Consider the following 26,398-nt stretch of genomic DNA (forward strand, 5'->3'; position numbering starts at 1 on the left):
CGCCCGCTTCCTCCTCGCGCCGCACGCGGCGCGCATCGTCACCGGGCCTAAGCTGGCGCCCATGCGAATCGCGCTGGCGCAGATCCAAAGTGGCAGCGATCCGGCGGCGAACCTCGAGCTGGTCCGCGAGAACACCCGCCGGGCCGCCGACGCGGGCGCCACGCTGGTGGCCTTCCCGGAGGCGACCATGTGCCGGTTCGGCGTCCCGCTGGCTCCGATCGCCGAGCCCGTCGACGGGCCCTGGGCGAACGGGGTGCGCGCGATCGCGTCCGAGTCGGGGATCACGGTCATCGCGGGCATGTTCACCCCGTCCGGCGACGGCAGGGTGAAGAACACGCTGATCGTGGCCGGGCCGGGCACCCCCAACCGGCCCGACGCCCACTACGACAAGATCCACCTGTACGACGCGTTCGGCTTCACCGAGTCGCGCACCGTCGCACCGGGCCACGAACCGGTGGTGGTCGACGTCGACGACGTCCGGGTGGGATTGAGCGTTTGCTACGACATCCGCTTCCCGGCGCTCTACACCGAGCTGGCCCGCCGCGGCGCCCAGCTGATCGTCGCCTGCGCGTCGTGGGGCTCGGGCCCGGGCAAGCTCGAGCAGTGGACGCTGCTGGCCCGGGCCCGCGCGCTGGACTCGATGAGCTATGTGGCCGCGGTCGGTCAGGCCGATCCCGGCGCGGCCCTGACCGATTCCGGGTCGGGCGCGCCGCTGGGGGTGGGCGGCAGCCTCGTCGCCTCACCGCTGGGCGAGGTGGTCGCCTCGGCCGGCGACGGGCCGCAGCTCGTGGTCGCCGACATCGACGTCGACCGGGTCGCCGCGGCCCGGGACAGCATCGCGGTGCTGCGCAACCGCTCCGACTTTGCTCAGGTGGATAGGGCAGAATCGGTTGGGTGACGAACCCACAGGGCCCACCAGGACCACCGAACGAGGGCCCGTCGACATGGGCGCGGCCCGGCAACCAAGGCCCCTTCGGCCAGCCCCCGACTGAGCGTCCGACCGAACGCATCAGCACCGGCGGCCCAGCGCAACAGGCCCCGCCGCCGGCCGCTTCCGGTCAGCAGACCGAGCAGCTGAGCGTCCCGCATCAGAACCCGCCGCGGCCGCCCTACCCGCCGCCCCCAGCCCCGCCCGCGGGCCCGACGGAGAAGCTGGCCACCCCCGACGAAGAGCCGGCACCGGTGAAGAAGAAACGACGCTTCCTTCGCGACCCGCTGTCCATCGCCCTGATCCTCATCATCGTTTTCGCGCTCCTGATCGCCGCGCTGATCGGGGGCGAGCTGTACGTCCGCCACGAGGCGAACTCCAAGGTCGCCCAGGCCGTGGCGTGCGAGGTCAAGGACCAGGCCACTGCGTCCTTCGGCGTGACGCCGCTGATGCTGTGGCAACAGGCCACGAAGCACTACACCAACATCTCGGTGCAGACGGCCGGCAACAACATCCGCGATGCCAAGGGCATGAAGCTCAACCTCAACATCCGCGACGTGCGGCTCCAATCGACCGCCAACTCGAAAGGCACCATCGGCTCGCTGGACGCCACCATCACCTGGACCAGTGACGGGATCAAGCAGTCGGTGCAGAACGCGATCCCGGTCCTGGGTCCGTTCGTCACCAACAGCGTGACGACTCACCCGGCCGACGGCACCGTCGAGTTGAAGGGCATGTTGGACAACATCACCGCCAAGCCGGTGGTGTCCGGCACCGGGCTGCAGCTGCAGATCGTCAGCTTCAACGCGCTGGGCTTCACCATGCCGAAGGAATCGGTGCAGTCGACGCTGGACGACTTCACCGCCAACTTCACCAAGAACTACCCGCTGGGCATCCACGCCGACAGCGTGCAGGTCACCGATACCGGTGTGACAAGCCACTTTTCGACGCAGAACGCCACCATCCCGAACGACAACACCACCGACCCCTGCTTCGCCAACCTCTAAGAATCGCCACCGAGCCCGTCGAGCACCGCCCGGCTGCCCGACAGCCCGAGCCGGGTCGCGCCGGCATCCAGCATCGCTAGCGCGTCGGTGGCCGTGCGGATGCCGCCGCTGGCCTTGACGCCCAGCCGCCCCCCGACCGTCTCGGCCATCAGGGCGACGGCGTCCACCGACGCCCCGCCCGCCGGGTGAAAGCCGGTCGAGGTCTTGACGAAGTCGGCGCCGGCGTCCTCGGCGGCGCGGCACACGTCCGCCAGCGTGTCCCCGCCCGCCCGGGCCAGCAGCACCGCCGATTCCACGATGACCTTGAGCACGGCCCGGGGCACCGAGGCGCGCACCGCCTCGATGTCGCGTCGCACGGCGTCGATGTCGCCGGACAGCGCGGCGCCGACGTCGATGACCATGTCGATCTCGTTGGCGCCGGCCTGCACGGCCAGCGCGGCCTCGCGCGCCTTGACCTCCGGCACGTGCTTGCCCGACGGAAAGCCCGCCACCGCCGCCACCCGGACGCCGGAGCCGGCGGCATGCGACGCGGCCGGGACCATCGACGGCGAGACGCACACGGCGTAGACACCGAGGTCGGCCGCCTCGGCGACGAGCGCGGCCACGTCGGCGCGGGTGGCCTCGGGCTTGAGCAGGGTGTGGTCGATCAGGGCCGCCAGCTGGGCCCGCGTGGGTTGGCTCGCCAACTAGAACCCTTCTTCCGGACCGCCGGGGTTGCAGCCGGTGGCGAACATTTCGGCGTCATCGACCACCGGGCGCCAGGGCTCGAGGTTCCAGCTGGTCTTGCCCGGCTGCACGAACTCGGCGAGCTGCCAGTGGCAGACGAACTGCGCGCGCATGCCGGGGGTGTCGGCGTCCGGCGCCAGCGCGAGCACCTCGGCCCACGCCTCGTCGGCCTGTGACGCGGTGCCCGGCTGTCTGGCGGCCACCCGCCCGGAGGGTGTGGGAAAGACCCGCAGGCTGGGCAGGCCCTGCCAACGGGACCACTGGGTGTGGTCGACGAACGGCGGTGCGGGGGTGGCGTCGGCACGGGCGACGGGCGCCGGGGCCGGCGGGCCCAGCAGCGCGACCAACACCACCGCCGGCGCGGCCAGTAGGGCCTTCATCCGGCTAGCGCGACTTGCCCTGAATCTCAAGCAGTTTCGGCCGCACGTCGACCAGATACACCCCGGCGGCGCAGGCGGCGATCGCCATGCCCAGCACGCCGAACACGAAGCTCAGCACGGAGGAGAGCGCCACGGCCACGCCGAGGATCACCAACCACACCGGCTTGGTCAGCTTGTCTGCGGCGGTATAGGCGTCGGTTCGCTGCAGCGCTGCGTGCACAAACGCGTACACGGCCGTCAGCGCGACGGCGATCTGCAGGACGAACATGACGATGCTCACGGCGTGGGTCACGCATCAAGGGTATGCGGGCACCGTCCAAAACGTCGACTCCGAGTTGCCCGGGGACAACTCGGAGTCGCGCGTGGAGGTTACTTCTGGGTGACCTTCTTGGCCGACGCCTTCTTGGCCGGGGCCTTCTTGGCCGGAGCCTTCTTGGCGGGCGCCTTCTTGGCCGTGGCCTTCTTGGCCGACTCGGCCTTCTTGGGCAGGTCGATGCCGACCAGCTTGGCGGCGCGCTCGCCGACCGCGCGGGTCTGCGACGCGACGGTGCCGAGCGCCTCCTGGGTCAGCTCGACGGCCTGGTCGACGTAGCCCTCGGCACGCGCCGACGCGTCCTCGAAGGGCCGCTGGCTGCGCAGGCGCTCCAGGGCGGCCTCGCCGCGGTCGACCAGCTCGTTGTAGCGGCTGGTCGCGGCCTCCAGGTAACCCTCGGCGGCCTTGCGCAGCTCCTCGGAGGTGAAGCGCTCGCGCAGCTCGGTGAACTGCTCGGGCAGGTCCTCTTGCAGCTTGGACAGGCGAGCGCGGCGCTCCTCGACCCGGCTGCGGGTCTCGGTGCGGGTCTCTTCGGCCCGCTCGCGCAGGTTGGTGATCAGGTCATTGACGGTGGCGAGCGCCAGGTCGGCCGCGCCGAGCGCCGCCAGCAACGGAGCCCGCAAGTCGTCGACGTTCGGGTTTTCAGCCATGGTGTTTCCTTTCATAATTTGTTTCTTATCGGTGTTACTGCGACTTCGATGGGCCTGGCGTCAAACCCCTTCCCTTCGGGTAACCAAGCGCACTGGCATCTATGCGTCACCAACTCATTGGTGTCATCGGAGCGACTGCGAACGCGTCACTCGTCGCTGTCAGGTTCGCTCGGACTCTCCTCGAAATTGGATTCGTTCTGCTCGGCGAATGACGCGTAGATGTCGAGCAGGATCTGCTTCTGGCGCTCGGTGATCGCCGTGTCGGTGATGATGGCGTCGCGCACCTGGTTCTTGTCGCTGGGCTCGAGGATCCCGGCCCGCACATAGAGCACCTCGGCGGAGATCCGCAGCGCCTTCGCGATCTGGCTCAGGACGTCGGCCGACGGCTTGCGCAGTCCACGCTCCACCTGGCTCAGGTACGGGTTGCTGACGCCGGACCGCTCGGCGAGCTGTCGCACCGAGACCTGTGCGTTCTCACGCAGGTCGCGGATGAAGCTGCCGAGGTCGGAGGCCATATCGGAGGCGGCCGTCGAAACCTTGGCGGAGAGCTTCTCCTCCTGCGGCATCGAGTACTCCTCGGGTCGGGTGGCCTGGCTTACGGCCCCAGACTACGACCCAGTGCTTGCTTTTGCAAGCACTTGTTAGCACCCCTAGAAAAGCAGCTGGGCGACGGCGTAGATGATCAGCCCCGCCAGGGACCCGACGACCGTGCCGTTGATCCGGATGAATTGCAGGTCGCGACCCACGTGCAGCTCGATGCGCCGGCTGGCCTCCTCCGCGTCCCAGCGCTCGATCGTGTCGGTGATGATCGCGGTGATTTCCACCCCGTACTCGGAAACCAGGTGCTGGGCCGCCCGCACGATCCAGCTGTCGACCTTGTCGCGCAGGTCGGCATCGTCGCGCAGCGACTCCCCGATCCGGACCACGGTGTCGGCGATGCGGGTTCGCAACGCGCTGGACGGGTCATCGACGCCCTCGAGCACCAGCCGCTTCAGGGTCTTCCACGCCGTCGCGGCCGCGGTGGCGATCTCGTCGCGCGCCATCAGCTGCTCCTTGACCGCATCCGCGCGCGCGATGGTCTCCGGATCGTGCTGCAGGTCGTCGGCGAACTCGAACAGGAAACGCGTCGCCGAACGGCGCAACTCGTGGTCGGGGTTGCGGCGCACCTTGTCGGTGAAGTCCATCAACTCGCGGTGGATCCGGTCGCCGACGAGGTGGTCGATGAACCGGGGCGACCAGCTCGGCGAGTCACGCTCGACGACGCGCTGGATCACCTCCCCGGCGTTCAGCGACCACTGGAACGCCCGGTCGGCCAGCAGCTGGATCAGGGCCTCCTGGCGGTTCTCGGCCAGCAGGGTCGCCAGCACCCGGCCCACCGGCGGGCCCCACTGCGGTTCGGCGATGCGGCGCACGATCATCCGGTCGATCACCTGCTGCACGTCCTCGTCGCGCAACAGCTCCACCAGCACCCGCAGCACCGTCGCCGTCTCGCCGGCCACCCGCTCGGCGTGCGCGGCCTCCGACAGCCACTTACCGAGCCGGCTGGGCACCTGGGCGTCGCGCAACTTGGTCTCGACGACGGGTGGCGACAGGAAGTTCTCCCGCACGAAGGTCCCCAGGCCCTCGCCGAGCTGGTCCTTCTTGCGCTTGATGATCGCGGTGTGCGGAATCGGTATGCCCAGCGGGTGTTTGAATAGCGCGGTGACCGCGAACCAGTCGGCCAGCGCGCCCACCATCCCGGCCTCCGCGGCCGCACCGACGTAGCCCACCCAGGTTGCCGTGACGGCGTGGGCCTGCGCCCACCGGCAGGCCAAGAACAGGCCCGTGGCGCCGACCAGGAAGCTCAGCGCCACCAGCTTCATCCGGCGCAGCGCCACCCGCCGCTCGGCGTCGGCCTCCGGATCCGCCCCGGCGAACGATTCCGCCAGGGACGTCGGCCTCGCTGCGGGCGGGCCCGCTGCTCGGCCTCCAGGGGAGGCTCGGTGTGTCACCACACCATCATGTCTCGCCGCGGCCGGTTAGTGTTACCGCCCTGCTTGGACAGCCCCCGCTCGCGCGGCCCGTCCGCCAAAAGACCCCCGGCAAGCCGTAGTATCAGGGGCGTCTGATGAGTGAGAAGCGGCGGCAGTGGCAGAGCGGATCCGGGCTGTGACCGTAAAGACGGATGGTCGCAAGCGGCGCTGGCACCAACACAAGGTGGAGCGCCGCAATGAGCTGGTGGACGGCACGATCGTGGCGATCCGGCAGCGCGGCCGCTTCCTGAGCATGGACGAGATCGCGGCGGAGATCGGGGTCTCCAAGACCGTGCTGTACCGCTACTTCGTCGACAAGAACGACCTGACCACCGCGGTGCTGATGCGCTTCGCGCAGTCCACGCTGATTCCCAACATGGCGGGCGCGCTGACCTCCAACCTGGACGGCTTCGACCTGACCCGCGAGATCATCCGGGTGTATGTCGAGACGGTTGCCGACGAACCGGAGCCTTACCGGTTCGTGATGGCCAACAGCTCGCCGACCAAGAGCAAGGTGATCGCCGACTCCGAGCGAATCATCGCCCGCATGCTGGCAATGATGCTGCGCCGCCGCATGCAGGAGGCCGGGATGGACACCGGCGGCGTGGAGCCGTGGGCCTACATGATCGTCGGTGGCGTGCAGCTCGCGACCCACTCGTGGATTTCCGACCCGCGGATGACCGCCGACGAGCTGATCGACTACCTGACCATGCTGAGCTGGAGCGCGATCTGCGGCATCGTCGAGGCGGGCGGCTCGCTGGAGAAGTTCCGCGAGCAGCCGCACCCGTCGCCGATCGTGCCGCCGCGGGCGCCATGACATCGGGCCCCGATGGCTGACGTGAGCGCCGGCTCGCGCCTCCGGTCGTGGGCCTACGCGCTTCGCACCACCAACCCGCCCCCGGACGGGCCGGTCGACGCCGTCACGCGGTGGCTCGTGGTCACCCGGGCGGCGGTGCTGCCGATGACCCTGGTCTCCGGGCTGGTGGCGGCCCTGCTGGCGGTCGGCAAACCCGGGCTGGACTGGCGCTGGCTGGTCCTGGCGGTGCTGGGCATCACGCTTGCGCACACCGCCAACAACCTGATGAACGACCTCTACGACACCCAGGTCGGCACCGACAGCGCCACCTACCCGCGCGCCTTGTACGCCCCGCATCCGGTGCTGTCGGGGCTGATCAGCCGGCGCACGCTCGGGCTGGCGATCCTGGCGGTCAACGTCGCGGATCTGGCCATCCTGGTGACGCTGGCGTGGGCGCGGGGATGGCCGGTGGTGGCGTTCGCGCTCGGTGGGTTCGCGCTCAGCGTCGCCTACACGGCGCCACCGCTGCGGCTGAAGAAGCGCGGCCTCGGCGAGCCGGACGTCTTCGTGGTGTGGGGACCGCTGATGGTGTGCGGCACCTACTACTCCGCGGTCGGCGCGGTCGGGTGGGACGTCGTCGTCGCATCGCTGCCGTACGGCCTGCTGTGCACGACGGTGCTGATGGGCAAGCACATCGACAAGATCCCCTACGACGAGCCGCTTGGCATCCGGACCCTGCCCGTGCTGCTCGGCGAGGCGCGCGCCCGGGCCGTCACGCTGGGCATGATGGTCGGCTTCTACGCGCTGGTGGCCATCGCCGTCGCCGTGGGGGCGATGCCCTGGCCCGCACTGATCGTCGTGTTGGCGCTGCCGCGGCTGGCGAAGGTGTGGCCGTATTTCCGTCGGCCGAGGCCCGACGAACCGCCACCGAACTTCCCGGTGTGGCCGCTGTGGTACGCGGCGTTGGCCTGGGTGCACGTGCGCCAGGCGGGCGCGCTGCTGGTCCTGGGGCTCGCAATCGGCGCCGTGTTGCGCACGGCTGTGTGACGTACGTGTGACGCAAAGCCGACTTTGGAATGCGACTTGTGCAGCCTTAACGGCTAGCATGCAGGGGATGCATCGGGGGTGAACCGCGGCGCATGGTCGCCAGCCCGCCCGGAAACCCCGAGATACAGAAAGGCTCTACTACTCATGTCCGTGCAGCTCACGCCGCATTTCGGGAACGTGCAGGCGCACTACGATCTGTCCGACGACTTCTTCCGACTGTTCCTGGACCCGACCCAGACCTACAGCTGCGCCTACTTCGAGCGCGACGACATGACGCTCGAGGAGGCGCAGATCGCCAAGATCGACCTGTCGCTGGGCAAGCTCGGATTGCAGCCGGGCATGACGCTGCTCGACATCGGCTGCGGCTGGGGCGCCACGCTGCGGCGCGCCATCGAGAAGTACGACGTCAACGTCGTGGGCCTGACGCTGTCGGAGAACCAGGCCGAGCACGTCCAGCAGATGTTCGACGGGCTGAACACGAACCGCTCGGCGCAGGTACTGCTGGAGGGCTGGGAGAAGTTCGACGAGCCCGTCGACCGCATCGTCTCCATCGGCGCCTTCGAGCACTTCGGCCGCCAACGGTGGGGCCACTTCTTCAAGATGGCCTACCGGGTGCTGCCGGCCGACGGAGTCATGCTGCTGCACACCATCTCGCGTCCGACCTTCAAAGAGGCCAGGGCCCAGGGCACCCCGTTGACCCACGAGGTCGTTCACTTCACCCAGTTCATCCTGGCCGAGATCTTCCCCGGCGGATGGCTGCCGACGATCCCGTCGGTCGAAGAGCACGCCGGCGACGCCGGTTTCAACGTGACCCGAATCCAGTCACTTCAGCTGCACTACGCCAGGACGCTGGAAATATGGGCCGCCGCACTCGAGTCCAACAAGGACCAGGCCATCGCGATCCAGTCGGAGAAGGTCTACGACCGGTACATGAAGTACCTCACCGGCTGCGCCAAGTTGTTCCGCCAGGGCTACACGGACGTCAACCAGTTCACGTGTGAGAAGTGACCGGCGGCGCCGGCCCCCGAAACGTTACTTGGCCAGGGTGAACTGGCCGACGTTGCTGATGCCCTTGCGGAAGAAGTCCTCGCACCCCGTCAAATAGTGCATATAGCGCTCGTAGACTTCCTCGGACTGGATGGCTATCGCCTTTTCTTTGTTCGCCGCCAGGTTGGCCGCCCAGATATTCAGCGTCCGTTCATAATGCTCGCGCAGCAATTGCACTTTTTCGACACTGAATCCGGCAGCGTGCGCCAGCGGAAAAATATCTTCCTGCGCCGGCAACTGGCCGCCCGGGAAGATTTCGGTGTAGATAAATCGCGTGAACCGCACGTCGCTCATCGTCAAAGCGATGCCGCGCTCGTGCATCTGCTTCTGTGAATGCGCCAAAATTGTGTGCAGGAGCATCCTGCCGTCGTCGGGGAGGATGTCATGGGCGCGCTCGAAAAACGCGGGCCAACGCTCGGCCTTGAACGCTTCAAATGCTCCGACGCTGACGATCCGGTCGACCTTGTCGTCGAACTCTTCCCAGCCCTGCAACCGCACTTCGACGTTGCGCTCGGTCGGGATCCCCGCCAGCCTGGTTTTGCTGTATTCGAACTGGTTGCGGCTGAGGGTAATTCCGATCACGTTCACGTCGAACTTCTCGACCGCCCGTTGCAGCGCCCCGCCCCAACCGCAGCCGACATCGAGCAGCGTCATCCCGGGCTCGAGGTTCAGTTTTCCCAGCGCCAGGTCGAACTTCGCATTCTGCGCTTCCTCGAGGGTCATATCGTCTCGCTCGAAGTAAGCGCAGGTGTAGCCCATTGTCGGGTCTAGGAATAGGGCAAAAAACTCGTCCGATACATCATAGATAGATTGCGACTCTTCGTAATACGGCTCCAACGAAGTCATGGTTGCCCGATACACCTCTCGTTTGTTGACCGGGAGGATGATATCGGATGCGCAGATCGGTTGCTACAGGGACACCGGCCGCGTCAGTAAGTATAGAAACCCTGACCGGATTTTTTGCCCAGCCGACCCGCCTCGACCATGCGCAACAGCAGCGGCGGTGGACCGTATTGCGGTTCTTTGAATTCCTCGAACATTTTATCCGCGATGAGTTTGAGGGTGTCGAGGCCGACAAGGTCGGACAGCCGCAGCGGTCCCATCGGGTGCGACAACCCGGCGACGACGGCCTTGTCGACGTCCTCGACGCTGGCAAAGCCGGCCTCCACCATCCGGATCGCCGAGAGCAGGTAGGGCACCAGCAGCGCGTTGACCACGAAGCCGGACCGGTCCGAGCAGCGCACCACCTGCTTGCCCAGCACCGCGCCGGCGAACTGCTCGGTGCGCGCGGCGGCGGCTTCGTCGGTGACCAGCGTGCACACCAACTCGACCAACGGCAGCACCGGGACCGGGTTGAAGAAGTGCAGGCCCAGCACGCGCTGGGGATTCTTGGTGGCCGCCGCGACCTTCATGATCGGGATGCTGGAGGTGTTCGACGCCAGCACGGCGTCGGGATCGGTGACGACCCGGTCCAGTTCGGCGAACAGCTCGGCCTTGACGGCCTCGTCCTCGACGATGGCCTCGATCACCAACTGGCGGTCGGCCAGGTCCTTCAGGTCGGTGGTGAAGGTCAGCTTGCCGAGCGCGCTGTCCCGCTCCCGCTCGGTCACCTTGCCGGCGCTGACGCCCCGCTCCAGCGACTTGACGATGCGGTTGCGTCCCGCCGCGATCAGTGCCTCGGTCGGCTCGTACACCGTTACGTCGACTCCCGCGCGGACGGAGACCTCGGCGATGCCGGAGCCCATCTGCCCGGCACCGACAACCCCGACCCGCTGGATCTCTGCGTCACTCACTTGTCGTTCTCTCCAGTCGTGTTGTCGTGCACCGCAATAGGCCCCGCCCAGCTTGGCCGGGCGGGGCCTATGCTACTTCAGCCGCGAGTTGGCACTCGTCCTAGTGACTTACGCCTTCGGTTTCACTTCGTCTTCGCGGGCAAGCCCGCTCATCCTCAGTGAAACTGACCCTCTTCAGTGGAACCGGTCAACGCCGTGGTCGACGAGCTGGGGTCCACGGTGGTGGCGATCCGGTCGAAGTAACCGGCACCGACCTCGCGCTGGTGCTTGGTGGCGGTGTAGCCACGCTCCTCGGCGGCGAACTCGCGCTCCTGCAGCTCGACGTAGGCGCTCATCTGGTTGCGGGCGTAGCCGTAGGCCAGATCGAACATCGAGTAGTTCAGCGCGTGGAAGCCGGCCAGCGTGATGAACTGGAACTTGAATCCCATTGCGGCAAGCTCCTTTTGGAACTTCGCGATGGTGCCGTCATCCAGGTGCTTGCGCCAGTTGAACGACGGCGAGCAGTTGTACGCCAGCATCTGGTCCGGGTACTCGTCCTTGACCGCCTCGGAGAACTTCCGCGCGACCTCCAGGTCGGGGGTGCCGGTCTCCATCCAGATCAGGTCGGCGAACGGCGCGTAGGCCTTCGCCCGCGCGATGCAGGGCTCGATGCCGTTCTTGGTCCGGTAGAAGCCTTCCTTGGTGCGCTCGCCGGTGATGAACGGCTGGTCACGCTCGTCGACGTCGGACGTGATCAGCGTCGCCGCCTCGGCGTCGGTGCGGGCGATCACGACGGTCGGCACGCCGCACACGTCGGCGGCCAGCCGGGCCGAGGTCAGGGTGCGGATGTGCTGCTGGGTCGGGATCAGCACCTTGCCGCCGAGGTGGCCGCACTTCTTCTCCGAGGCCAGCTGGTCCTCCCAGTGCGAACCGGCGACGCCGGCGGCGATCAGGGCCTTCTGCAGCTCGTAGACGTTGAGCGCGCCGCCGAAGCCGGCCTCGCCGTCCGCGACGATCGGCGCCAGCCAGTTCTCCACCGACTTGTCGCCCTCGACCTTGGCGATCTGGTCGGCGCGCTGCAGCGCGTTGTTGATCCGGCGGACCACCTGGGGCACCGAGTTGGCCGGGTACAGGCTCTGGTCGGGGTAGGTGTGGCCGGACAGGTTGGCGTCACCGGCGACCTGCCACCCCGACAGGTAGATGGCCTTGAGGCCGGCGCGAACCTGCTGCACGGCCTGGTTGCCCGTCAGCGCGCCCAGCGCGTTGACCCACTCCAGGTCGTGCAGCTCTTCCCACAACACCTCCGCGCCACGGCGGGCCAGGGTGTGCTCCTCGACAACGGTGCCTTGCAGCGCGACGACGTCCTCGGCGGAGTAGGTGCGCGTGACACCCTTCCACCGCGGGTTGGTGTCCCAGTCGTGCTGGATCTGCTCGGCGCTCTTGGGCGTGCCAACGACAGACATTGGGCTTACTCCTTAAACGGTCTTCAATTGCTGAACTGACGCTGAACGGTCCACGCCACCCGCCTTGCGGCGGTAGCTAGGGCTCAACTTCACTGGCGTGCTAACTCGAAGATGGCACAGCTTGTTCCTGCAGGTCCACCCGTTTCATTTGCCAATTTCGGCAACACGAAGGCCCCATTTTGCAAACTTTGCGAAGATGAACGCAAACTTAACCGTTTCAGAAGCTACCGGTCAGTAACCGTATTTTCGCAGGTCAGGACGCAAATTGGGGGGACCGGCGGTACCGCTATAAAGCGAAGATCGCGGCGACGGCTTTTGTCTCGTCGCCGACCGCATATGTGAGCGTTGTAACAGCCCGGTCGGCCAGGTTCGGACCGAATTGATCGGTCGAACCGGCGGGGTGGACATGCGAGATGATCTCGAGTTTGTCGCCCAGCGCGACCGGTGCTTCGTGCTCGATCGTGGTGCGCAGCGGCCACCGCAGCAGCTCGGGATGCGAAGCCAGGTAATCCTCGATCACGCTCCAATACACCGAGTTGTTCATGTGGTCGAACAAATCGATGTCGGTCACCCGGACCGGGAACTCGTGGATCTCGGTCGCGTCGTCGCGGCTGCCCGGCTTGAGGTAGCCCTTCCACTTCAGGCGGGTCACCGAGGTGGTCTTGTGCAGGCCCGCCAGGAAGTCGTCGGCGATGCGCGACGGCATCTGCGTTTCCCGGTTGATATTGATCCAGAAGGCCTCGGACTCGATCAGGCCGCCCTTGCGACCGTCGATGCGGACCCGCATCTCGCACCACCGGTTCGAGGTGCCCGAACACCAGCGCCGGCACCGCAACATGTCCTGGAACTCGATCGGGCGGATCAGGTCGACCATGGTGCGCCGGACGATCCACAGGGGGTGGGTCTCCTCGAAACCCATCTCGCGCAGCTGGTCCTGGCCGATGTCCTGGATGTGCCGGGCGGCGGCGTCGAGCCGCAGCCGGCCGGTGCGGTCGATGTCGGCGACCCGGAGCGGCCACTCGCGACCAAATACATCCGGGTGCCCGTCCGGCACCGGCATCAGTGTCTTGTCCAGGCTCACGGCTGTGCTCCCCGTTCCCTCCGCATCGGTATCCCAGGTTAACCCCGGCCCGCGATGCGAATACTGCCAAAGCGCAACTTCAAAACACCAATCGCGACGCGAAAGCGACGCCGTGCCAACTCTGCTAACGGCACCTTCACACCGGCCGGTATTCTTCGTTAAATGGCAAAAACCTTCGTCGGCTCCCGCGTTCGGCAACTACGCAACGAACGCGGATTTTCCCAGGCCGCGCTGGCCCAGATGCTGGAGATCTCGCCGAGCTACCTCAACCAGATCGAGCACGACGTTCGCCCGCTGACCGTCGCGGTGCTGCTCCGCATCACCGAGGTGTTCGGGGTGGACGCGACCTTCTTCGCCTCCCAGGACGACACCCGGCTGGTCGCCGAGCTGCGCGAGGTCACCATGGACCGCGACCTGGACATCGACGTCGAGCCGACCGAGGTCGCCGAAATGGTCAACGCCCATCCGGTCCTGGCCCGCGCCGTGGTCAACCTGCACCGGCGCTACCGGATCACCACCGCGCAGCTGGCCGCCGCCACCGAGGAGCGCTATACCGACGGCAGCGGCACTGGGTCGATCACCATGCCCCACGAAGAGGTGCGCGATTACTTCTACCAACGCCAGAACTATCTGCACGAGCTGGACACCGCGGCCGAGGACCTCACCGTCACGATGCGGTTGCACCACGGCGACCTGGCCCGCGAGCTGACCCGCCGGCTCACCGAGGTGCACGGGGTGCACATCACCCGGCGCATCGACCTGGGCGACACCGTGCTGCACCGCTTCGACCCCGGCACCCGGACGCTGGAGATCAGCAACCACCTGTCCTCGGGTCAGCAGGTGTTCAAGTTGGCCGCCGAATTGGCCTACCTCGAGTTCGGCGACCTGATCGACAGCCTGGTGGCCGAGGGCAAGTTCACCAGCGAGGAGTCGCACACGCTGGCGCGGCTGGGGCTGGCCAACTACTTCGCGGCGGCCGCGGTGCTGCCCTACCGCCAATTCCACGACGTCGCCGAGAACTTCCGCTACGACGTCGAGCGGCTGTCGTCGTTCTACTCGGTGAGTTACGAGACCATCGCACACCGGCTTTCGACGCTGCAACGGCCGACGATGCGCGGGGTGCCGTTTTCGTTCGTCCGGGTGGATCGCGCCGGCAACATGTCAAAACGCCAGTCCGCCACGGGTTTTCACTTCTCGTCCAGCGGCGGGACCTGCCCGCTGTGGAACGTCTACGAGACGTTCGCCAACCCGGGCAAGATCCTGGTGCAGATCGCCCAGATGCCCGACGGCCGCAACTACATGTGGGTGGCCCGCACCGTGGAGCGCCGCGCCGCGCGGTATGGTCAGCCCGGTAAAACCTTCGCGATCGGGCTCGGCTGCGAGCTCCGGCACGCGCACCGGCTCGTCTACTCGGAAGGGCTCGACGTCTCGGGAGGACCTGGAACAGTGGCCACACCGATCGGCGCGGGCTGCCGCGTCTGCGAACGCGACAACTGCCCGCAGCGGGCGTTCCCGGCGCTTGGCCGCGCGCTGGACCTCGACGAGCACCGCAGCACCGTGTCCCCGTATCTGGTGAAGCAACCGTGACCGCGCAAGCCGGCCGGATCCCGTCGGGGCGCTTCCGCGAGCTGGGGCCGATCAACTGGGTAATGGCGAAGGCGGCCGCGCGCCGGATGGGGGTGCCGGAGATGCACCTGTTCACCACCCTGGGGCAGCGCCGGGCCTTGTTCTGGACCTGGTCGATGTACAGCGGACGGCTGCTGCGGGGCCGGCTGCCGGCGATCGACACCGAGTTGGTGATCCTGCGGGTCGCGCACGTGCGCGGTTGCGAATACGAGCTGCAGCACCACCGCGGGATGGCGCGCCATCAGGGCCTGGACGACGACCTGCAGGCCGCGATTTTCGCGTGGCCCGAGACGTTGGACCGGGTCGAGGCTCGCCTGACCGTGCGCCAGCAGGCGCTGCTGACGGCCACCGACGAGTTCGTCAAGGACCGCACGGTCAGCGACGCGACCTGGCGGGAGCTGGCCACTCACCTGGATCGGCGCCAGCTCATCGAATTCTGCTTGCTGGCAAGCCAATACGACGGCCTGGCCGCGACGATGTCGGCGCTGGCCATCCCGTTGGACAAGCCGCGCTAGAAGTAGACGTCGGCCAGCACGGCCAGCGTCAGCGCCAGGGGCGCGACGGGCAGGCCAAAGCCGAACCCCGCCCACGCGTACTTCCCGCGTCGGCGTTGCACCAAAGCCCACAGCACGGCGCATACCGCGAGCACCGCGGAGCCGAGCAACACCGTCGGGGCCCAATTACCCACCGCCGCGTTGTCGTCGGCGATCGAAAAGGCCACCAACCACAGGACGTAACCCGCGGCGACCCCGCCGATGGCGCCCACGGTCGTGGCGGTGGTGTCGCTGCCCGTCACGACGAGCTCAGAAGTTGATCATGTGGCCGGTCAAGCCGTGGAAGCATTCCTGCAGCGCCTCGGACATGGTCGGGTGGGTGTGCACGTTGCGGGCCAGCTCGGTGGCGGTCAGGTCCCACTTCTGGGCCAGCGTCAGCTCGGGCAGCAGCTCGGACACGTCGTGACCGATCAGGTGCCCGCCCAGCAGCTCGCCGTACTTGCTGTCGGCGACCAGCTTCACGAAGCCGCTGGGGTCGCCCACCCCGTGCGCCTTGGCGTTGGCGGTGAACGGGAACTTCGCCACTACGACGTCGTAGCCTTCGTCGCGGGCCTGCTGTTCGGTGAGCCCGAAGCTGGCGACGTTCGGCTGACAGAAGGTCGCGCGCGGCAGCATGCGGTAGTCGCCTAGGGCCAAAGTCTCGGCGCCGGCGATGGTTTCGGCCGCGACCACACCCATGGCCTCGGCGACGTGGGCCAGCATCAGCTTCCCCGTGACGTCGCCGATGGCGTAGATGTGCTCGACGTTGGTGCGCATGTAGTCGGTGATGCCGATCGCCTTGCGGTCGGTCAGCGCGACGCCGGCCGCCTCCAGGCCGTAGCCCTCGACGTTGGGCGCGAAACCGATGGCCTGCAACACCTTTTGGGCCTTGAGGTCCTCGGAGTTGCCGTCCTTGCTGACGCTGACGGTGACCACCGAACCGTCGTCGTTGATGGCCTCCACCTTGGTCCCGGTCAAGACCTTGACGCCCAGCTTCTTGAACTGCTTCTCGATCTCCTTGGACACCTCGGCGTCCTCGTTGGGCAGCGCGCGCGGCAGGAACTCGACGATGGTGACCTCGACGCCGTAGTTCTTCAGCACGTAGCCGAACTCCATGCCGATGGCCCCGGCCCCGGCGATGACGATCGACTCGGGCAGCTCCCGCGTCATGATCAGTTCCTCGTACGTGACCACGTTTTCCGACAGCGAGGTGCCGGGCACCAGCCGGGTACTGCTGCCGGTGGCGATGATGACGTTGTCGAACGTGACGGTCTCGGTCCCACCCTCGTTGAGGTCGACCGACAGCGTGTGCGGGTCGGTGAAGCGGCCGTACCCGTGGATCTCGGTGATCTTGTTCTTCTTCATCAAAAAGTGCACGCCGGCGACGCGGCCCTCGGCCACCTTGCGGCTGCGGTCGAAGGCGACGCCGTAGTCGAAGGTCGCGTCGCCGCTGATGCCGAAGGCCTGGGCCTCTTTGGTGAAGATGTGCGCCAGCTCGGCGTTGCGCAGCAACGCCTTGGACGGGATGCAGCCGACGTTGAGGCAGACACCGCCCCAGTACTTCGGCTCGACGATGGCGGTGTTGAAACCGAGCTGCGCGGCGCGAATGGCCGCGACATACCCGCCGGGACCGGCTCCGAGGACGACGACGTCATAGTGAGAAGTCACGAGCCCACATTAGTGGGCGGTGACTTCTCACTCGACAACGCCGTGAGAAGTCACGAGCCCCACCCTAATGGCCTACTACGGGATGACGCCGATCAGGCAGTGGCCCGTGTGGGCGCAGTAGTAGTAGCCGTACAGGGGCGCCGCGGCGGCGACGGATGCAAACGGCCCCGACATCACCGCGAGCGACAGCGCGGAGATCAACGCCCTGCCCTCAGCCATCGCCAGCAGCACGCCACCCACCGCGCACGCCACGACGTACACCAGGACCGTGAACACCGCGGGCGTCTTGTCGATCGAGTGATACCACCAGTAGAAGAGCCCGAGCCCGACCACGCCCGCCACGATCCACCCGCCGAGGAGGACCAGAACCAGGTGCCACCACCGCAGGTGCTGGTAGCGACCGGGCACGGCGACCGGTTGCACCGGCAGCCCGCCGGCTTCGGCCTCGCCCTCGTTGGTGGCGCCCTCGTCGGTGGCGCCCTCGTCGGTGGCGCGGCCCTTTTCCTCCGGGGCTGACTCGGCCGCCGGCTGCGGCCCGCTGTCGTCGTCGTCGGAAAAGTCCGGGACCCATGACTGGGTGCCCGTGTCCTCCTCGTCAGCCACCGCCGGCCACCCGCAGGGCGACGAGCACGCCGAACCAACCCGGCCCGAGCGACAGGATGAACGCGCCGAGCGCGGTGACCCAGCGGCGCCCGGAGAACAGGACCGTCAGCAACCCGAACACGGCGGGGACCCCGACCACCAGCGCGATGACGACGTCGGGCCGGATCCTCGCCTGCACCAGCACGGTGAGCGCGACCCCGGCCAAAAACCCGACGGCACAGCCGATCAGCATGGCGCCGGCCAGCTGCCAGGGACGCGGGAGCGGGATCACGCTGACGAGGGTAGCGCCGTCATCCGGCGCGGGGCGTCACCACCGGGCCGCGCGCCGACGGGCGTTCGCCACGCTCGTAGGCGGCGCCAGTGATGACGGATTCGGCCGCCAGCTCGGCCTGCTCCTCGTCGGAGAGGACGCGCCCGCGCGACAAGAACCGCACGCCCTCGGGCGCCTCGAGGCTGAACCCGCCGCCGCGTCCCGGAACGACGTCGATGACCAGTTGGGTGTGCTTCCAGGTTTGGTACTGCGGGCCCGAGATCCACACCGGCACTCCGTCGCCGACGTCGAGCACGCCAAGCAGCACGTCGCGGTCGCCGACCAGGAAATCCCCGCGCGGGTAGCACATCGGCGACGACCCATCGCAGCAGCCGCCGGACTGGTGGAACATCACCGGGCCATGCCGCTCCTGCAGCCTTGCCAGCAGGTCCGCGGCCGCGGCGGTGATCACGGCACCCACGGCATCATGGCGCCGCTTCTCCTCATCGCTGCGCTCTGCATCGTCGCCGGCGCGCATCAGAAGAATCCCTGCGCCTTCTCCGAGTACGACACCAGCATGTTCTTCGTCTGCTGGTAGTGGTCGAGCATCATCTTGTGGTTCTCCCGGCCGATGCCGGACTGCTTGTAGCCGCCGAACGCGGCGTGCGCCGGGTAGGCGTGGTAGCAGTTGACCCACACCCGGCCCGCCTGGATGTCGCGCCCGGCCCGGTAGGCGGTGTTGCCGTCGCGGCTCCACACGCCGGCGCCCAGGCCGTAGAGGGTGTCGTTGGCGATCGAGATCGCGTCGTCGTAGTCGGTGAACGACGTCACCGCCACCACCGGCCCGAAGATCTCCTCCTGGAAGATCCGCATCTTGTTGTCGCCGGCGAAGATCGTCGGCTGCATGTAGTAGCCGCCGGCCAGGTCGCCGCCCAGCTCGGCGCGCTCGCCGCCGCAAATGACCCGCGCGCCTTCGTTTTTGCCGATTTCGATGTAGGACAGGATCTTTTCCATCTGGTCGTTCGACGCCTGCGAACCCAACATTGTCTCGCTGTCCAGCGGGTCGCCCTGCCGGACCGCCTTGGTGCGGATCGCGGCGAGCTCGAGGAACTCGTCGTAGATGTCGGCCTGGATCAGGCTGCGCGACGGGCAGGTGCACACCTCGCCCTGGTTGAGGGCGAACATCGTGAAGCCCTCCAGCGCCTTGTCCTGGAAGTCGTCACCTTGGGCCATGACATCGTTGAAGAAGATGTTGGGGCTCTTGCCGCCGAGCTCCAGGGTGACCGGGATCAGGTTCTGGCTGGCGTACTGCATGATCAGCCGCCCGGTGGTGGTTTCGCCGGTGAACGCGACCTTGGCGATCCGGTTGCTCGACGCCAGCGGCTTGCCGGCCTCGGCGCCGAAGCCGTTGACCACGTTGAGCACCCCCGCCGGCAACAGGTCGCCGATCAGCGACATCAGGTAGAGCACCGAAACGGGTGTCTGCTCAGCGGGTTTGAGCACCACCGCGTTGCCGGCCGCCAGCGCCGGCGCCATCTTCCAGGCGGCCATCAGGATGGGGAAGTTCCACGGAATGATCTGTCCCACCACCCCGAGCGGCTCGTGGAAGTGGTAGGCCACGGTGTCGTCATCGATCTGCGACAGCGAACCCTCCTGCGCGCGCAGGGCCGCCGCGAAATACCGGAAATGGTCGGCCGCCAGCGGGATGTCGGCGGCCAGCGCCTCGCGGACCGGTTTGCCGTTGTCCCAGACTTCGGCCACCGCCAGCGCCGGGGTGTTCTCCTCGATGCGGTCGGCGATCTTGTTCAGGATCGCTGCCCGCTCGGCGGGCGCGGTCTTGCCCCACGCCGGGGCCGCGCCGTGCGCGGCGTCCAGCGCCTTGTCGATGTCGGCCTCGTCGGAGCGCGCGACCTCGCAGAAGGTCTGGCCGGTGACCGGCGACGGGTTTTCGAAATAGCGTCCGCCCGCGGGAGCCACCCACTGGCCCCCGATGAAGTTCTCGTACCGGGATTCGTACGACATCAACGCCCCGGCAGCGCCCGGACGTGCGAAAACAGTCATCGGTTCAGCTCCTTGTTCATTCGCGTGACAATGCTCACAGTACGCCGCGGCCACCCAGTAGAGTCGGGGTCGGACGTTGGGGGTTGGCATGTCCGAAATCAATTCGCCCGAGGCGGCCATGCGCCACTGGAGCGCGGTCGCACCGGCATGGGACAAGCATCGAGACCGCCTTTTCGCCGACGCGCGGCCGGTGTCGGAGTGGCTCGTCGAACAGGTCGATCCGCAGCCGGGACAGACGGTGTTGGAACTGACCGCCGGCCCCGGGGAAACCGGCTTCCTCGCCGCCACTCGGCTCGGTTCGACGGGGCGCCTCATCTCCAGTGATTTCGTGCCGGCGATGGTGTCGGCGGCTCGCCGCAGGGCCGACCAACTGGGCTTGGCCAACGTCGAGTGCCGCGTCATCGACGCGCAGCAGATCGACCTGCCCGACGACAGCGTCGACGGGGTGCTTTCGCGGTTCGGGCTGATGTTGATCCCCCAGCAGGAGCGGGCGGTCGCGGAGATCCGACGCGTGCTGCGGCAGGGCGGCCGCTGCGCCTACGCGACCTGGGGGCCGCCGGAGCGCAACCCGTGGATCTTCCAGGTCGTCGCGGCGCTGCTGCAGAACGGGGTCGCGCCGCCCGGGGACCCCTTTGCGCCCGGCGGCATCTTCTCGCTCTCCACGCGCGAGCAGAACCACAAGCTCGTGGGCGCGGCGGGCTTCCCGGACGTCGCGGTCGAAGAGCTCACCGGCGTCATGCGATTCGACAGCGTGGAGGACCACTGGACATACATCTCCGCCATCGCCGGGCCGCTGGCGGAACTGGTCGGCTCGATGGACCCCGGCCAACTACAGGCCGTCCGGGCGACACTCGTCCAGTCCCTGGCGCCCTACGAACACGACGGCTCACTGCAGCTGCCCTGGACCGCGGTCGTCACAAGGGCGTCGTAGGCGCCCGACGTCCGGCCGTCAGAATGGCGGTCATGACCGACGACCCCTACCTCTGGCTCGAGGACGTCACCGGCGAGGACGCGCTGGCCTGGGTGCGCGCGCGCAACGAGCCCACCCTGGCCGAGTTCTGCGACGAAGAGTTCGAGCGGATGCGCGCCGAGGCCCTCGAGGTGCTCGACACCGATGCCCGCATCCCGTACGTGGTCCGCCGCGGCGAATACCTCTACAACTTCTGGCGCGACGCCGCCAACCCGCGCGGGCTGTGGCGCCGCACCACGCTGGACAGCTACCGCACCACCGCCCCGGAGTGGGACGTGCTCATCGATGTCGACGAGTTGGGCCGCCTCGACGACACGAAGTGGGTGTGGGCGGGCGCCGGTGTCCTCGAACCCGACCACAGCCGGGCGCTGGTCGGCCTGTCCCGCGGCGGCTCGGACGCGTCGATCGTGCGCGAATTCGACATGCTCACACGCCAATTCGTCCCCGGCGGGTTCGAGCTTGCCGAGGCGAAGTCGCAGATCGCCTGGGCCGACCCGGACACGGTGCTGGTCGGCACCGACTTCAGCGCCGATTCGCTCACCGAGTCCGGCTACCCGCGCGTGATCAAGCGATGGCGGCGCGGCACCCCGCTGGAAGACGCGGAGACCGTCTTCGAGGGAGCCCGTTCCGACGTCCGGGTCTCCGCCTCGGTGGATCGGACCCCGGGCTTCGAGCGCACCTTCCTGGGGCGGGCGCTCGACTTCTGGAACGAAGAGGTCTACGAGCTGCGCGGCACGGAGTTGATCCGCATCGACGCGCCCACCGACGCGGGCCTGTCGATGCACCGCGAGTGGATCCTGATCGAGCTGCGCACCGACTGGTACCTCGGCGACGCCACATACGCCGCGGGTTCGCTATTGGCCGCCAACTATGACGAATTCCTCACGGGCACAGCGGAATTGCGCGTCGTGTTCGAGCCCGACGAGCACACCGCCCTGAACCACTACGCGTGGACGAAGGACCACCTGCTCATGGTCACGCTGGCCGACGTGGCCAGCCGGGTGGAGATCGTCACGCCGCCCTCGTCACGGGGCGAGTGGCGCCGCGAGCCGGTCGCGGGCATCCCGCCCGCGACCAATACCGTCGTCGTCGCCGCCGACGACAAGGGCGACGAGTTCTTCCTCGATTCCAGCGGTTTCGTCACGCCGTCGCGCCTGATGCGGGGTACCGCCGACTCGCCACTCGAGCCGATCAAATCCGCCCCGTCGTTCTTCGACGCCGAAAACCTCTCGGTGTCACAGCATTTCGTCGCGTCCAAGGACGGCACGTCGATCCCGTACTTCGTCGTACGGCGCGCCGGCTCAGACGGCCCCGGGCCCACGCTGCTGAGTGGATACGGCGGATTCGAAACCGCCAACACCCCTGCCTACAGCGGCGTGCTGGGCCGGCTGTGGCTGGCCCGCGGGGGCACCTACGCGTTGGCCAACATCCGCGGCGGCGGCGAGTACGGGCCTGGCTGGCACACCCAGGCGATGCGCGAGAACCGGCACAAGGTCGCCGAGGACTTCGCCGCGGTGGCAACCGATTTGGTGGACCGCGGCGTCACCACGGTCGGGCAGCTGGGTGCGCGGGGCGGCAGCAACGGCGGCCTGCTGATGGGCATCATGCTGACCCAGTACCCGGAGAAGTTCGGCGCGCTGGTGTGCGACGTGCCGCTGCTGGACATGAAGCGCTACCACCTGCTGTTGGCCGGGGCGTCGTGGATGGCCGAATACGGCGACCCGGACAATCCCGACGACTGGGACTTCATCTCCGAGTACTCCCCCTACCAGAACATTTCGGACACCCGCGACTACCCGCCGGTGCTGATGACCACGTCCACCCGCGACGACCGGGTGCATCCGGGCCACGCCCGCAAGATGACGGCCGCGCTCGAGGCCGCCGGCCACCAGGTCGCCTACTACGAGAACATCGAGGGCGGGCATGCCGGCGCGGCCGACAACGAGCAGGTCGCCTTCAAGTCCGCGCTCAGCTTCTCCTTTCTGTGGCGGATGCTGAGCAACGGTTAAGCTCGAAGGCGATCTAACTAATGTTGTCGAGGAAGGCGTGGATCATGGGAGCACTGAGGTTCATCGGCTTGGCGACAGTGACGGCGATCGCCCCGATCGCGATCGTCCTCGGAGCCGGCCCCGCGCACGCCGACACCGACCTCGGAAAGCCGTGCTCGCCGGTGGGAGCGAAGGTCTGGGGGGTTCCCGGCCCGATCTACTGCGAGCCACAGGCCGACGGGCAGGCGCACTGGGTGTCCATTCCGGTCGACGCCATGTGTGTGGCGTTCTGCGTCAATCACCCGTAAAGCCCTGATGGTGCCGACCCGCGGCGCCCGGCGCAGGCGCCGCGCTTGCGGTCGGCACTAGGCCTGATCCTCGCTCCGGTTGCGGCGCCCGATCAGCCACGCGACCCCGACCACGGCGATCGCGAGCCCGCCGTAGCGCAGCGCCGAAGGCCACCAGGGTTCGGAGTGCGGGGCGGGCTGCTTGAGGGCGGCCAGCGCCGCGAGATAGCTGCCGTTGTCGGTCGGCCCCGCGGCCGGTAGCGACTGGGTCCTGGTGACCCTGATCTGGGCGGGGTTGCTGGGATCGTTCACCTGACCCCAGGCCAGGGTGGAGTCGTCGAGCAGGAAGGTGTCCTGGCTGCCCGCGGGTTGTCCGGCGTCGTGCCCGAGGACCACGACCTGGCCGACTTCGACGGTCTGGTTGTCCGCGGCGATATCGGCGGCGACGTGTTCGTACACCTCCGGGGGCGCCGGTGGGTTGTAGTTCGGCGGCGGCGGGCCGCTCGAGTCCGGCGGCGGTATCCACGCCCCGCCGTAGAAGCTGCCCGCCACCACGTGGCTGTAACCGACCCCGGTGAACGGGAACACGCCGGCGGCGGCGGCGTCGAGCACGATGCGGCCCCCGGCCGGCACGAACGCCTCCCGATAGGCGCCGTCGTAAAAGTAGCGGAACGTCATCGCCTCGCCCAGCGGGTTGAACAGGACCGGGCGGTGGTTGTCGTCGTAGTCGACGTAGTCCCAGTGCCGGGGGCGCACCAGTTCCTGGTTGTCCGCCTTCACCACGTCGACGTTGCCGTTATGGGCGTCGACCACATTGCGCACCTGCTGATTGAAGTCGTACACCTGGCTCGGCGGCTCGAGTGGCCTGGCGGGGTTGATGCGCGTCGCGGGAGCGGCCTTGGCGTCCGCGACCTCGTTCGGCGGCACATCCAGTGCCTTCGGCGGTGCCACCACCGGAGCGCTTCCTCGCGTACTGGGCGGCAGTTTCGAGGTCTGCACCGGAATCGGGGTGGGGGACGTCGGGCTCGGCGGAACGGCGCGGGGCGGCTGCACCGGCGGCGCCGGCTCCAGCGGAACCGGCTCCGGCTCGGGCACCGGCACCCGGGTCGGGGGCGGCTGGGCGGTGCGGGGCGGCGCGGCGCTGTAGCAGACGTTCGCGGTGTGGTACATCTCCACGTAAGACAGGCAGTTCTGGCAGGACACCGGGTTCGACCCATCGCCGGCGCACGGCGCCGCCTGTGCCACACCGGTTGTGGCGGCCGGGACGCCGAGCGGGGCCAGCGCTATCACGGCCGCGGCCACCGCCGGGATAACCTTGCCCATTGCGCACTGCCCGATCAGCCTCGGCAGACCTTCCGATACCCCCACCTGGTGGACATGCTAGCGGCCATAGGATCGTCGCGTGGCAGCCACCGAACGCATCGAACTCACCCTGCTGGCTACCGGTTTGATCTTCGTCGTGGCCGGGGCGGCGCAAGCGCGCTACCGGTTCATCAAAGAACGCCGCCCGGGCCGGCGGTTCTACTGGGCCACCTCGATTATCGGGATCGTCTCGTTCGCGGCCGGGGTGGGCAAGCTCTGGCCCAACGCCGTCGTCGTGGCGGCCATCTTCTCCGCCGTCGTCGCCTTCTCGGCCTACCTGACGACGCCCTATCTGAAGATCGGCGGCCGCATCTACGCGTCGTCGCCGGAAAACCGGCAGCCCGACCCCTAAAGGAAGCCATGCCCGCCTTCGAGACCCTGCTGTACGCGACGGCCGGCCCGGTCGCCACCATCACGCTGAACCGCCCCGACCACCTCAACACCATCGTTCCGCCCATGCCCGACGAGATCGAGGCCGCCATCGGGCTGGCCGAGCGGGACCAGGGCGTCAAGGTCATCGTGTTGCGGGGCGCCGGCCGCGCGTTCTGCGCTGGCTACGACTTCGGCGGCGGCTTCCAGCGTTGGGAGGACGCCATGATGACCGACGGCAAGTGGGATCCCGGCAAGGACTTCGCGGTGATCACGGCCCGCGAGACCGGACCGCATCAGAAGTTCATGGCCATCTGGCGGGCAACCAAACCGGTGATCGCGCAGGTGCACGGCTGGTGCGTCGGCGGGGGCAGCGATTACGCGCTGTGCGCCGACCTCGTGATCGCCAGCGAGGACGCCGTGATCGGCACTCCGTACAGCCGGATGTGGGGCGCGTATCTGACCGGCATGTGGCTCTACCGGCTGAGCCTGGCCAAGGTCAAGTGGCACGCGCTGACCGGCCGGCCCTTGACGGGCGTTCAGGCCGCCGAGGTCGAGTTGATCAACGAGGCGGTGCCGTTCGAGCGGCTCGAGGCGCGCGTCGCCGAGATCGCCGCCGAGCTGGCGCGAATCCCGTTGTCGCAGTTGCGGGCGCAGAAGCTGGTCGTCAACCAGGCCTACGAGAACATGGGCCTGGCCTCCACCCAGATGCTGGGCGGCATCCTCGACGGCCTGATGCGCAACACCCCCGAAGCGCTCGACTTCATCGAGACGGCCCAGACCCAGGGCGTGCGCGCGGCGGTCGAGCGCCGCGACGGCCCGTTCGGCGATTACAGCCAGGCCCCGCCGGAGCTGCGGCCCGATCCCCGTCACGTCATCGTGCCTGATCGCGATGGATAGTGAGATCAACTACGAATTTGCAGCGGGCGCCCCATTGCGGCCGGAGAAAGTGCTACCGTAACGACTATGTCTCGGCTGAGTTCCGGCCTGCGCGCAGGCGTCGTTTTTGTTGCTTTCCTGGTAGCCATGAGCATCGCGGCTGCGACCTTCCCGAAGACGGCCGCGGCCGACTCCACGGAAGACTTCCCCGTCCCGCGCAGGCAGATCGAGACCACCTGCGACGCCGAGCAGTACCTGGCCGCCGTCCGGGACACCAGCCCGGTGTATTACCAGCGGTACATGATCGACTTCAACAACCACGCCAACCTTCAGCAGGCGACGATCGATAAGGCGCATTGGTTTTACTCGCTGTCGCCGGCGGACCGCAGGACTTATTCCGAAAACTTCTACAACGGCGATCCGCTGACCTTCGCCTGGGTCAATCACATGAAGATCTTCTTCAACAACAAGGGCGTCGTCGCCAAGGCCACCGACGTGTGCAACCAATACCCGCCCGGCGACATGTCGGTCTGGAACTGGTCGTAGATCCACTCTGGTCTTTATTCACGAGCCGGTTTAA

Annotated in this window: 30 protein-coding genes; 13 read left to right on the forward strand and 17 right to left on the reverse strand. The window is 67.7% G+C overall.

Features of this window, described 5'->3' with window-relative positions:
• The first annotated feature begins 61 nt into the window (after positions 1–61).
• Together AC5Y4S_RS14170 and AC5Y4S_RS14175 are read left to right on the forward strand one after the other, a co-directional pair.
• Positions 62–898 carry a carbon-nitrogen hydrolase family protein gene (locus tag AC5Y4S_RS14170; RefSeq protein WP_500033382.1) on the forward strand — a complete coding sequence of 279 codons (837 nt, stop codon included), beginning with the start codon at positions 62–64 and terminating at the stop codon, positions 896–898.
• On the forward strand, positions 895–1,935 hold the full coding sequence (locus tag AC5Y4S_RS14175) for an LmeA family phospholipid-binding protein (protein WP_500033383.1): 1,041 nt from the start codon (positions 895–897) through the stop codon (positions 1,933–1,935). Before AC5Y4S_RS14170 ends, AC5Y4S_RS14175 begins: the two co-directional genes overlap by 4 nt.
• Here the strand turns inward: AC5Y4S_RS14175 and deoC are convergent.
• From deoC to AC5Y4S_RS14205, 6 genes are all read right to left on the reverse strand, one after another.
• On the reverse strand, positions 1,932–2,621 hold the full coding sequence (gene deoC / locus AC5Y4S_RS14180; protein ID WP_500033385.1) for a deoxyribose-phosphate aldolase: 690 nt from the start codon (positions 2,619–2,621) through the stop codon (positions 1,932–1,934). The two genes, AC5Y4S_RS14175 and deoC, sit on opposite strands and share 4 nt — an antisense overlap.
• On the reverse strand, positions 2,622–3,041 hold the full coding sequence (locus tag AC5Y4S_RS14185) for a DUF2599 domain-containing protein (RefSeq protein WP_500033386.1): 420 nt from the start codon (positions 3,039–3,041) through the stop codon (positions 2,622–2,624).
• Positions 3,042–3,045: 4 nt separating this feature from the next.
• On the reverse strand, positions 3,046–3,309 hold the full coding sequence (locus AC5Y4S_RS14190; RefSeq protein ID WP_081665208.1) for a DUF2516 family protein: 264 nt from the start codon (positions 3,307–3,309) through the stop codon (positions 3,046–3,048).
• Positions 3,310–3,410: 101 nt separating this feature from the next.
• The gene (gene hbhA / locus AC5Y4S_RS14195; protein ID WP_068112711.1) at positions 3,411–4,004 is read right to left on the reverse strand and encodes a heparin-binding hemagglutinin HbhA; all 594 of its coding nucleotides are present in this window, start codon (positions 4,002–4,004) and stop codon (positions 3,411–3,413) included.
• Positions 4,005–4,150: 146 nt separating this feature from the next.
• The gene (locus tag AC5Y4S_RS14200; RefSeq protein ID WP_068127036.1) at positions 4,151–4,570 is read right to left on the reverse strand and encodes a helix-turn-helix domain-containing protein; all 420 of its coding nucleotides are present in this window, start codon (positions 4,568–4,570) and stop codon (positions 4,151–4,153) included.
• Between the two features lie 84 nt (positions 4,571–4,654).
• Positions 4,655–5,998, reverse strand: a complete 1,344-nt coding sequence (locus AC5Y4S_RS14205) for a DUF445 domain-containing protein (protein WP_500033387.1) — start codon at positions 5,996–5,998, stop codon at positions 4,655–4,657.
• Between the two features lie 133 nt (positions 5,999–6,131).
• On the opposite strand from AC5Y4S_RS14205, the gene AC5Y4S_RS14210 reads away from it, so the two are divergent.
• The 3 genes from AC5Y4S_RS14210 (at position 6,132) to pcaA (ending at position 8,867) form a co-directional block, all read left to right on the forward strand.
• On the forward strand, positions 6,132–6,833 hold the full coding sequence (locus tag AC5Y4S_RS14210; protein ID WP_067151728.1) for a TetR/AcrR family transcriptional regulator: 702 nt from the start codon (positions 6,132–6,134) through the stop codon (positions 6,831–6,833).
• Between the two features lie 12 nt (positions 6,834–6,845).
• Positions 6,846–7,859, forward strand: a complete 1,014-nt coding sequence (locus tag AC5Y4S_RS14215; RefSeq protein ID WP_068112701.1) for a prenyltransferase — start codon at positions 6,846–6,848, stop codon at positions 7,857–7,859.
• A gap of 144 nt (positions 7,860–8,003) precedes the next feature.
• Positions 8,004–8,867, forward strand: coding sequence for a cyclopropane mycolic acid synthase PcaA (pcaA, locus tag AC5Y4S_RS14220; RefSeq protein WP_500033388.1), 864 nt, complete (start codon positions 8,004–8,006; stop codon positions 8,865–8,867).
• A 24-nt stretch (positions 8,868–8,891) separates the two neighbouring features.
• Here the strand turns inward: pcaA and AC5Y4S_RS14225 are convergent, their stop codons facing one another.
• The 4 genes from AC5Y4S_RS14225 to AC5Y4S_RS14240 form a co-directional block, all read right to left on the reverse strand.
• Positions 8,892–9,752, reverse strand: a complete 861-nt coding sequence (locus AC5Y4S_RS14225) for a cyclopropane mycolic acid synthase family methyltransferase (RefSeq protein ID WP_500033389.1) — start codon at positions 9,750–9,752, stop codon at positions 8,892–8,894.
• A gap of 83 nt (positions 9,753–9,835) precedes the next feature.
• The gene (locus AC5Y4S_RS14230; protein ID WP_500033390.1) at positions 9,836–10,699 is read right to left on the reverse strand and encodes a 3-hydroxybutyryl-CoA dehydrogenase; all 864 of its coding nucleotides are present in this window, start codon (positions 10,697–10,699) and stop codon (positions 9,836–9,838) included.
• 155 nt (positions 10,700–10,854) lie between these two features.
• Positions 10,855–12,141 carry an isocitrate lyase gene (gene aceA, locus AC5Y4S_RS14235; RefSeq protein WP_500033391.1) on the reverse strand — a complete coding sequence of 429 codons (1,287 nt, stop codon included), beginning with the start codon at positions 12,139–12,141 and terminating at the stop codon, positions 10,855–10,857.
• Between the two features lie 286 nt (positions 12,142–12,427).
• Complete coding sequence (locus tag AC5Y4S_RS14240) at positions 12,428–13,222, reverse strand: acyl-[acyl-carrier-protein] thioesterase (RefSeq protein WP_085187708.1); 795 nt, start codon at positions 13,220–13,222, stop codon at positions 12,428–12,430.
• 162 nt (positions 13,223–13,384) lie between these two features.
• Between AC5Y4S_RS14240 and ramB the strand changes: the two genes are divergently transcribed.
• Positions 13,385–14,809 (forward strand): acetate metabolism transcriptional regulator RamB, encoded by a 1,425-nt coding sequence (ramB, locus tag AC5Y4S_RS14245; RefSeq protein WP_068128011.1) that lies wholly within the window; start codon positions 13,385–13,387, stop codon positions 14,807–14,809.
• Positions 14,806–15,363 (forward strand): carboxymuconolactone decarboxylase family protein, encoded by a 558-nt coding sequence (locus AC5Y4S_RS14250; protein ID WP_500033392.1) that lies wholly within the window; start codon positions 14,806–14,808, stop codon positions 15,361–15,363. Before ramB ends, AC5Y4S_RS14250 begins: the two co-directional genes overlap by 4 nt.
• Here AC5Y4S_RS14250 and AC5Y4S_RS14255 read toward each other — a convergent pair.
• The 6 genes from AC5Y4S_RS14255 to exaC all read right to left on the reverse strand — a co-directional run bounded on the left by AC5Y4S_RS14255 (position 15,360) and on the right by exaC (position 19,963).
• Positions 15,360–15,644: a hypothetical protein gene (locus AC5Y4S_RS14255; RefSeq protein WP_500033393.1), complete on the reverse strand. Its 285-nt coding sequence runs from the start codon at positions 15,642–15,644 to the stop codon at positions 15,360–15,362. The genes AC5Y4S_RS14250 and AC5Y4S_RS14255 overlap by 4 nt on opposite strands.
• A gap of 7 nt (positions 15,645–15,651) precedes the next feature.
• Complete coding sequence (lpdA, locus tag AC5Y4S_RS14260; protein WP_500033394.1) at positions 15,652–17,049, reverse strand: dihydrolipoyl dehydrogenase; 1,398 nt, start codon at positions 17,047–17,049, stop codon at positions 15,652–15,654.
• A gap of 75 nt (positions 17,050–17,124) precedes the next feature.
• Complete coding sequence (locus AC5Y4S_RS14265) at positions 17,125–17,652, reverse strand: hypothetical protein (protein ID WP_500033395.1); 528 nt, start codon at positions 17,650–17,652, stop codon at positions 17,125–17,127.
• Complete coding sequence (locus tag AC5Y4S_RS14270; protein ID WP_500033396.1) at positions 17,645–17,923, reverse strand: putative holin; 279 nt, start codon at positions 17,921–17,923, stop codon at positions 17,645–17,647. The genes AC5Y4S_RS14265 and AC5Y4S_RS14270 overlap by 8 nt, the downstream gene beginning before the upstream one ends.
• Positions 17,924–17,942: 19 nt before the next feature.
• Complete coding sequence (locus AC5Y4S_RS14275) at positions 17,943–18,440, reverse strand: DUF779 domain-containing protein (RefSeq protein ID WP_500033397.1); 498 nt, start codon at positions 18,438–18,440, stop codon at positions 17,943–17,945.
• On the reverse strand, positions 18,440–19,963 hold the full coding sequence (gene exaC, locus AC5Y4S_RS14280; protein WP_500033398.1) for an acetaldehyde dehydrogenase ExaC: 1,524 nt from the start codon (positions 19,961–19,963) through the stop codon (positions 18,440–18,442). Before exaC ends, AC5Y4S_RS14275 begins: the two co-directional genes overlap by 1 nt.
• Positions 19,964–20,051: 88 nt before the next feature.
• On the opposite strand from exaC, the gene AC5Y4S_RS14285 reads away from it, so the two are divergent.
• The 3 genes from AC5Y4S_RS14285 to AC5Y4S_RS14295 are packed head-to-tail and all read left to right on the forward strand — an operon-like array spanning position 20,052 to position 23,229.
• On the forward strand, positions 20,052–20,894 hold the full coding sequence (locus AC5Y4S_RS14285; RefSeq protein WP_500033399.1) for a class I SAM-dependent methyltransferase: 843 nt from the start codon (positions 20,052–20,054) through the stop codon (positions 20,892–20,894).
• A 23-nt stretch (positions 20,895–20,917) separates the two neighbouring features.
• The gene (locus AC5Y4S_RS14290; protein WP_500033400.1) at positions 20,918–22,942 is read left to right on the forward strand and encodes a prolyl oligopeptidase family serine peptidase; all 2,025 of its coding nucleotides are present in this window, start codon (positions 20,918–20,920) and stop codon (positions 22,940–22,942) included.
• A gap of 44 nt (positions 22,943–22,986) precedes the next feature.
• Positions 22,987–23,229 carry a hypothetical protein gene (locus tag AC5Y4S_RS14295; protein WP_500033401.1) on the forward strand — a complete coding sequence of 81 codons (243 nt, stop codon included), beginning with the start codon at positions 22,987–22,989 and terminating at the stop codon, positions 23,227–23,229.
• 57 nt (positions 23,230–23,286) lie between these two features.
• On the opposite strand, the gene AC5Y4S_RS14300 is transcribed toward AC5Y4S_RS14295, so the two are convergent.
• Positions 23,287–24,531 carry a hypothetical protein gene (locus tag AC5Y4S_RS14300; protein WP_500033402.1) on the reverse strand — a complete coding sequence of 415 codons (1,245 nt, stop codon included), beginning with the start codon at positions 24,529–24,531 and terminating at the stop codon, positions 23,287–23,289.
• A 79-nt stretch (positions 24,532–24,610) separates the two neighbouring features.
• On the opposite strand from AC5Y4S_RS14300, the gene AC5Y4S_RS14305 reads away from it, so the two are divergent.
• The 3 genes from AC5Y4S_RS14305 (at position 24,611) to AC5Y4S_RS14315 (ending at position 26,364) form a co-directional block, all read left to right on the forward strand.
• Complete coding sequence (locus tag AC5Y4S_RS14305; protein WP_068103140.1) at positions 24,611–24,922, forward strand: hypothetical protein; 312 nt, start codon at positions 24,611–24,613, stop codon at positions 24,920–24,922.
• An 8-nt stretch (positions 24,923–24,930) separates the two neighbouring features.
• Positions 24,931–25,839, forward strand: a complete 909-nt coding sequence (locus AC5Y4S_RS14310) for a crotonase/enoyl-CoA hydratase family protein (RefSeq protein ID WP_500033403.1) — start codon at positions 24,931–24,933, stop codon at positions 25,837–25,839.
• Between the two features lie 66 nt (positions 25,840–25,905).
• Entirely contained in the window at positions 25,906–26,364 is a 459-nt protein-coding gene (locus AC5Y4S_RS14315; RefSeq protein WP_068181455.1) for a DUF5078 domain-containing protein, read from the forward strand.
• The last annotated feature ends 34 nt before the right edge of the window (positions 26,365–26,398 follow it).

This window comes from Mycobacterium sp. NGS64, from assembly GCF_059812245.1.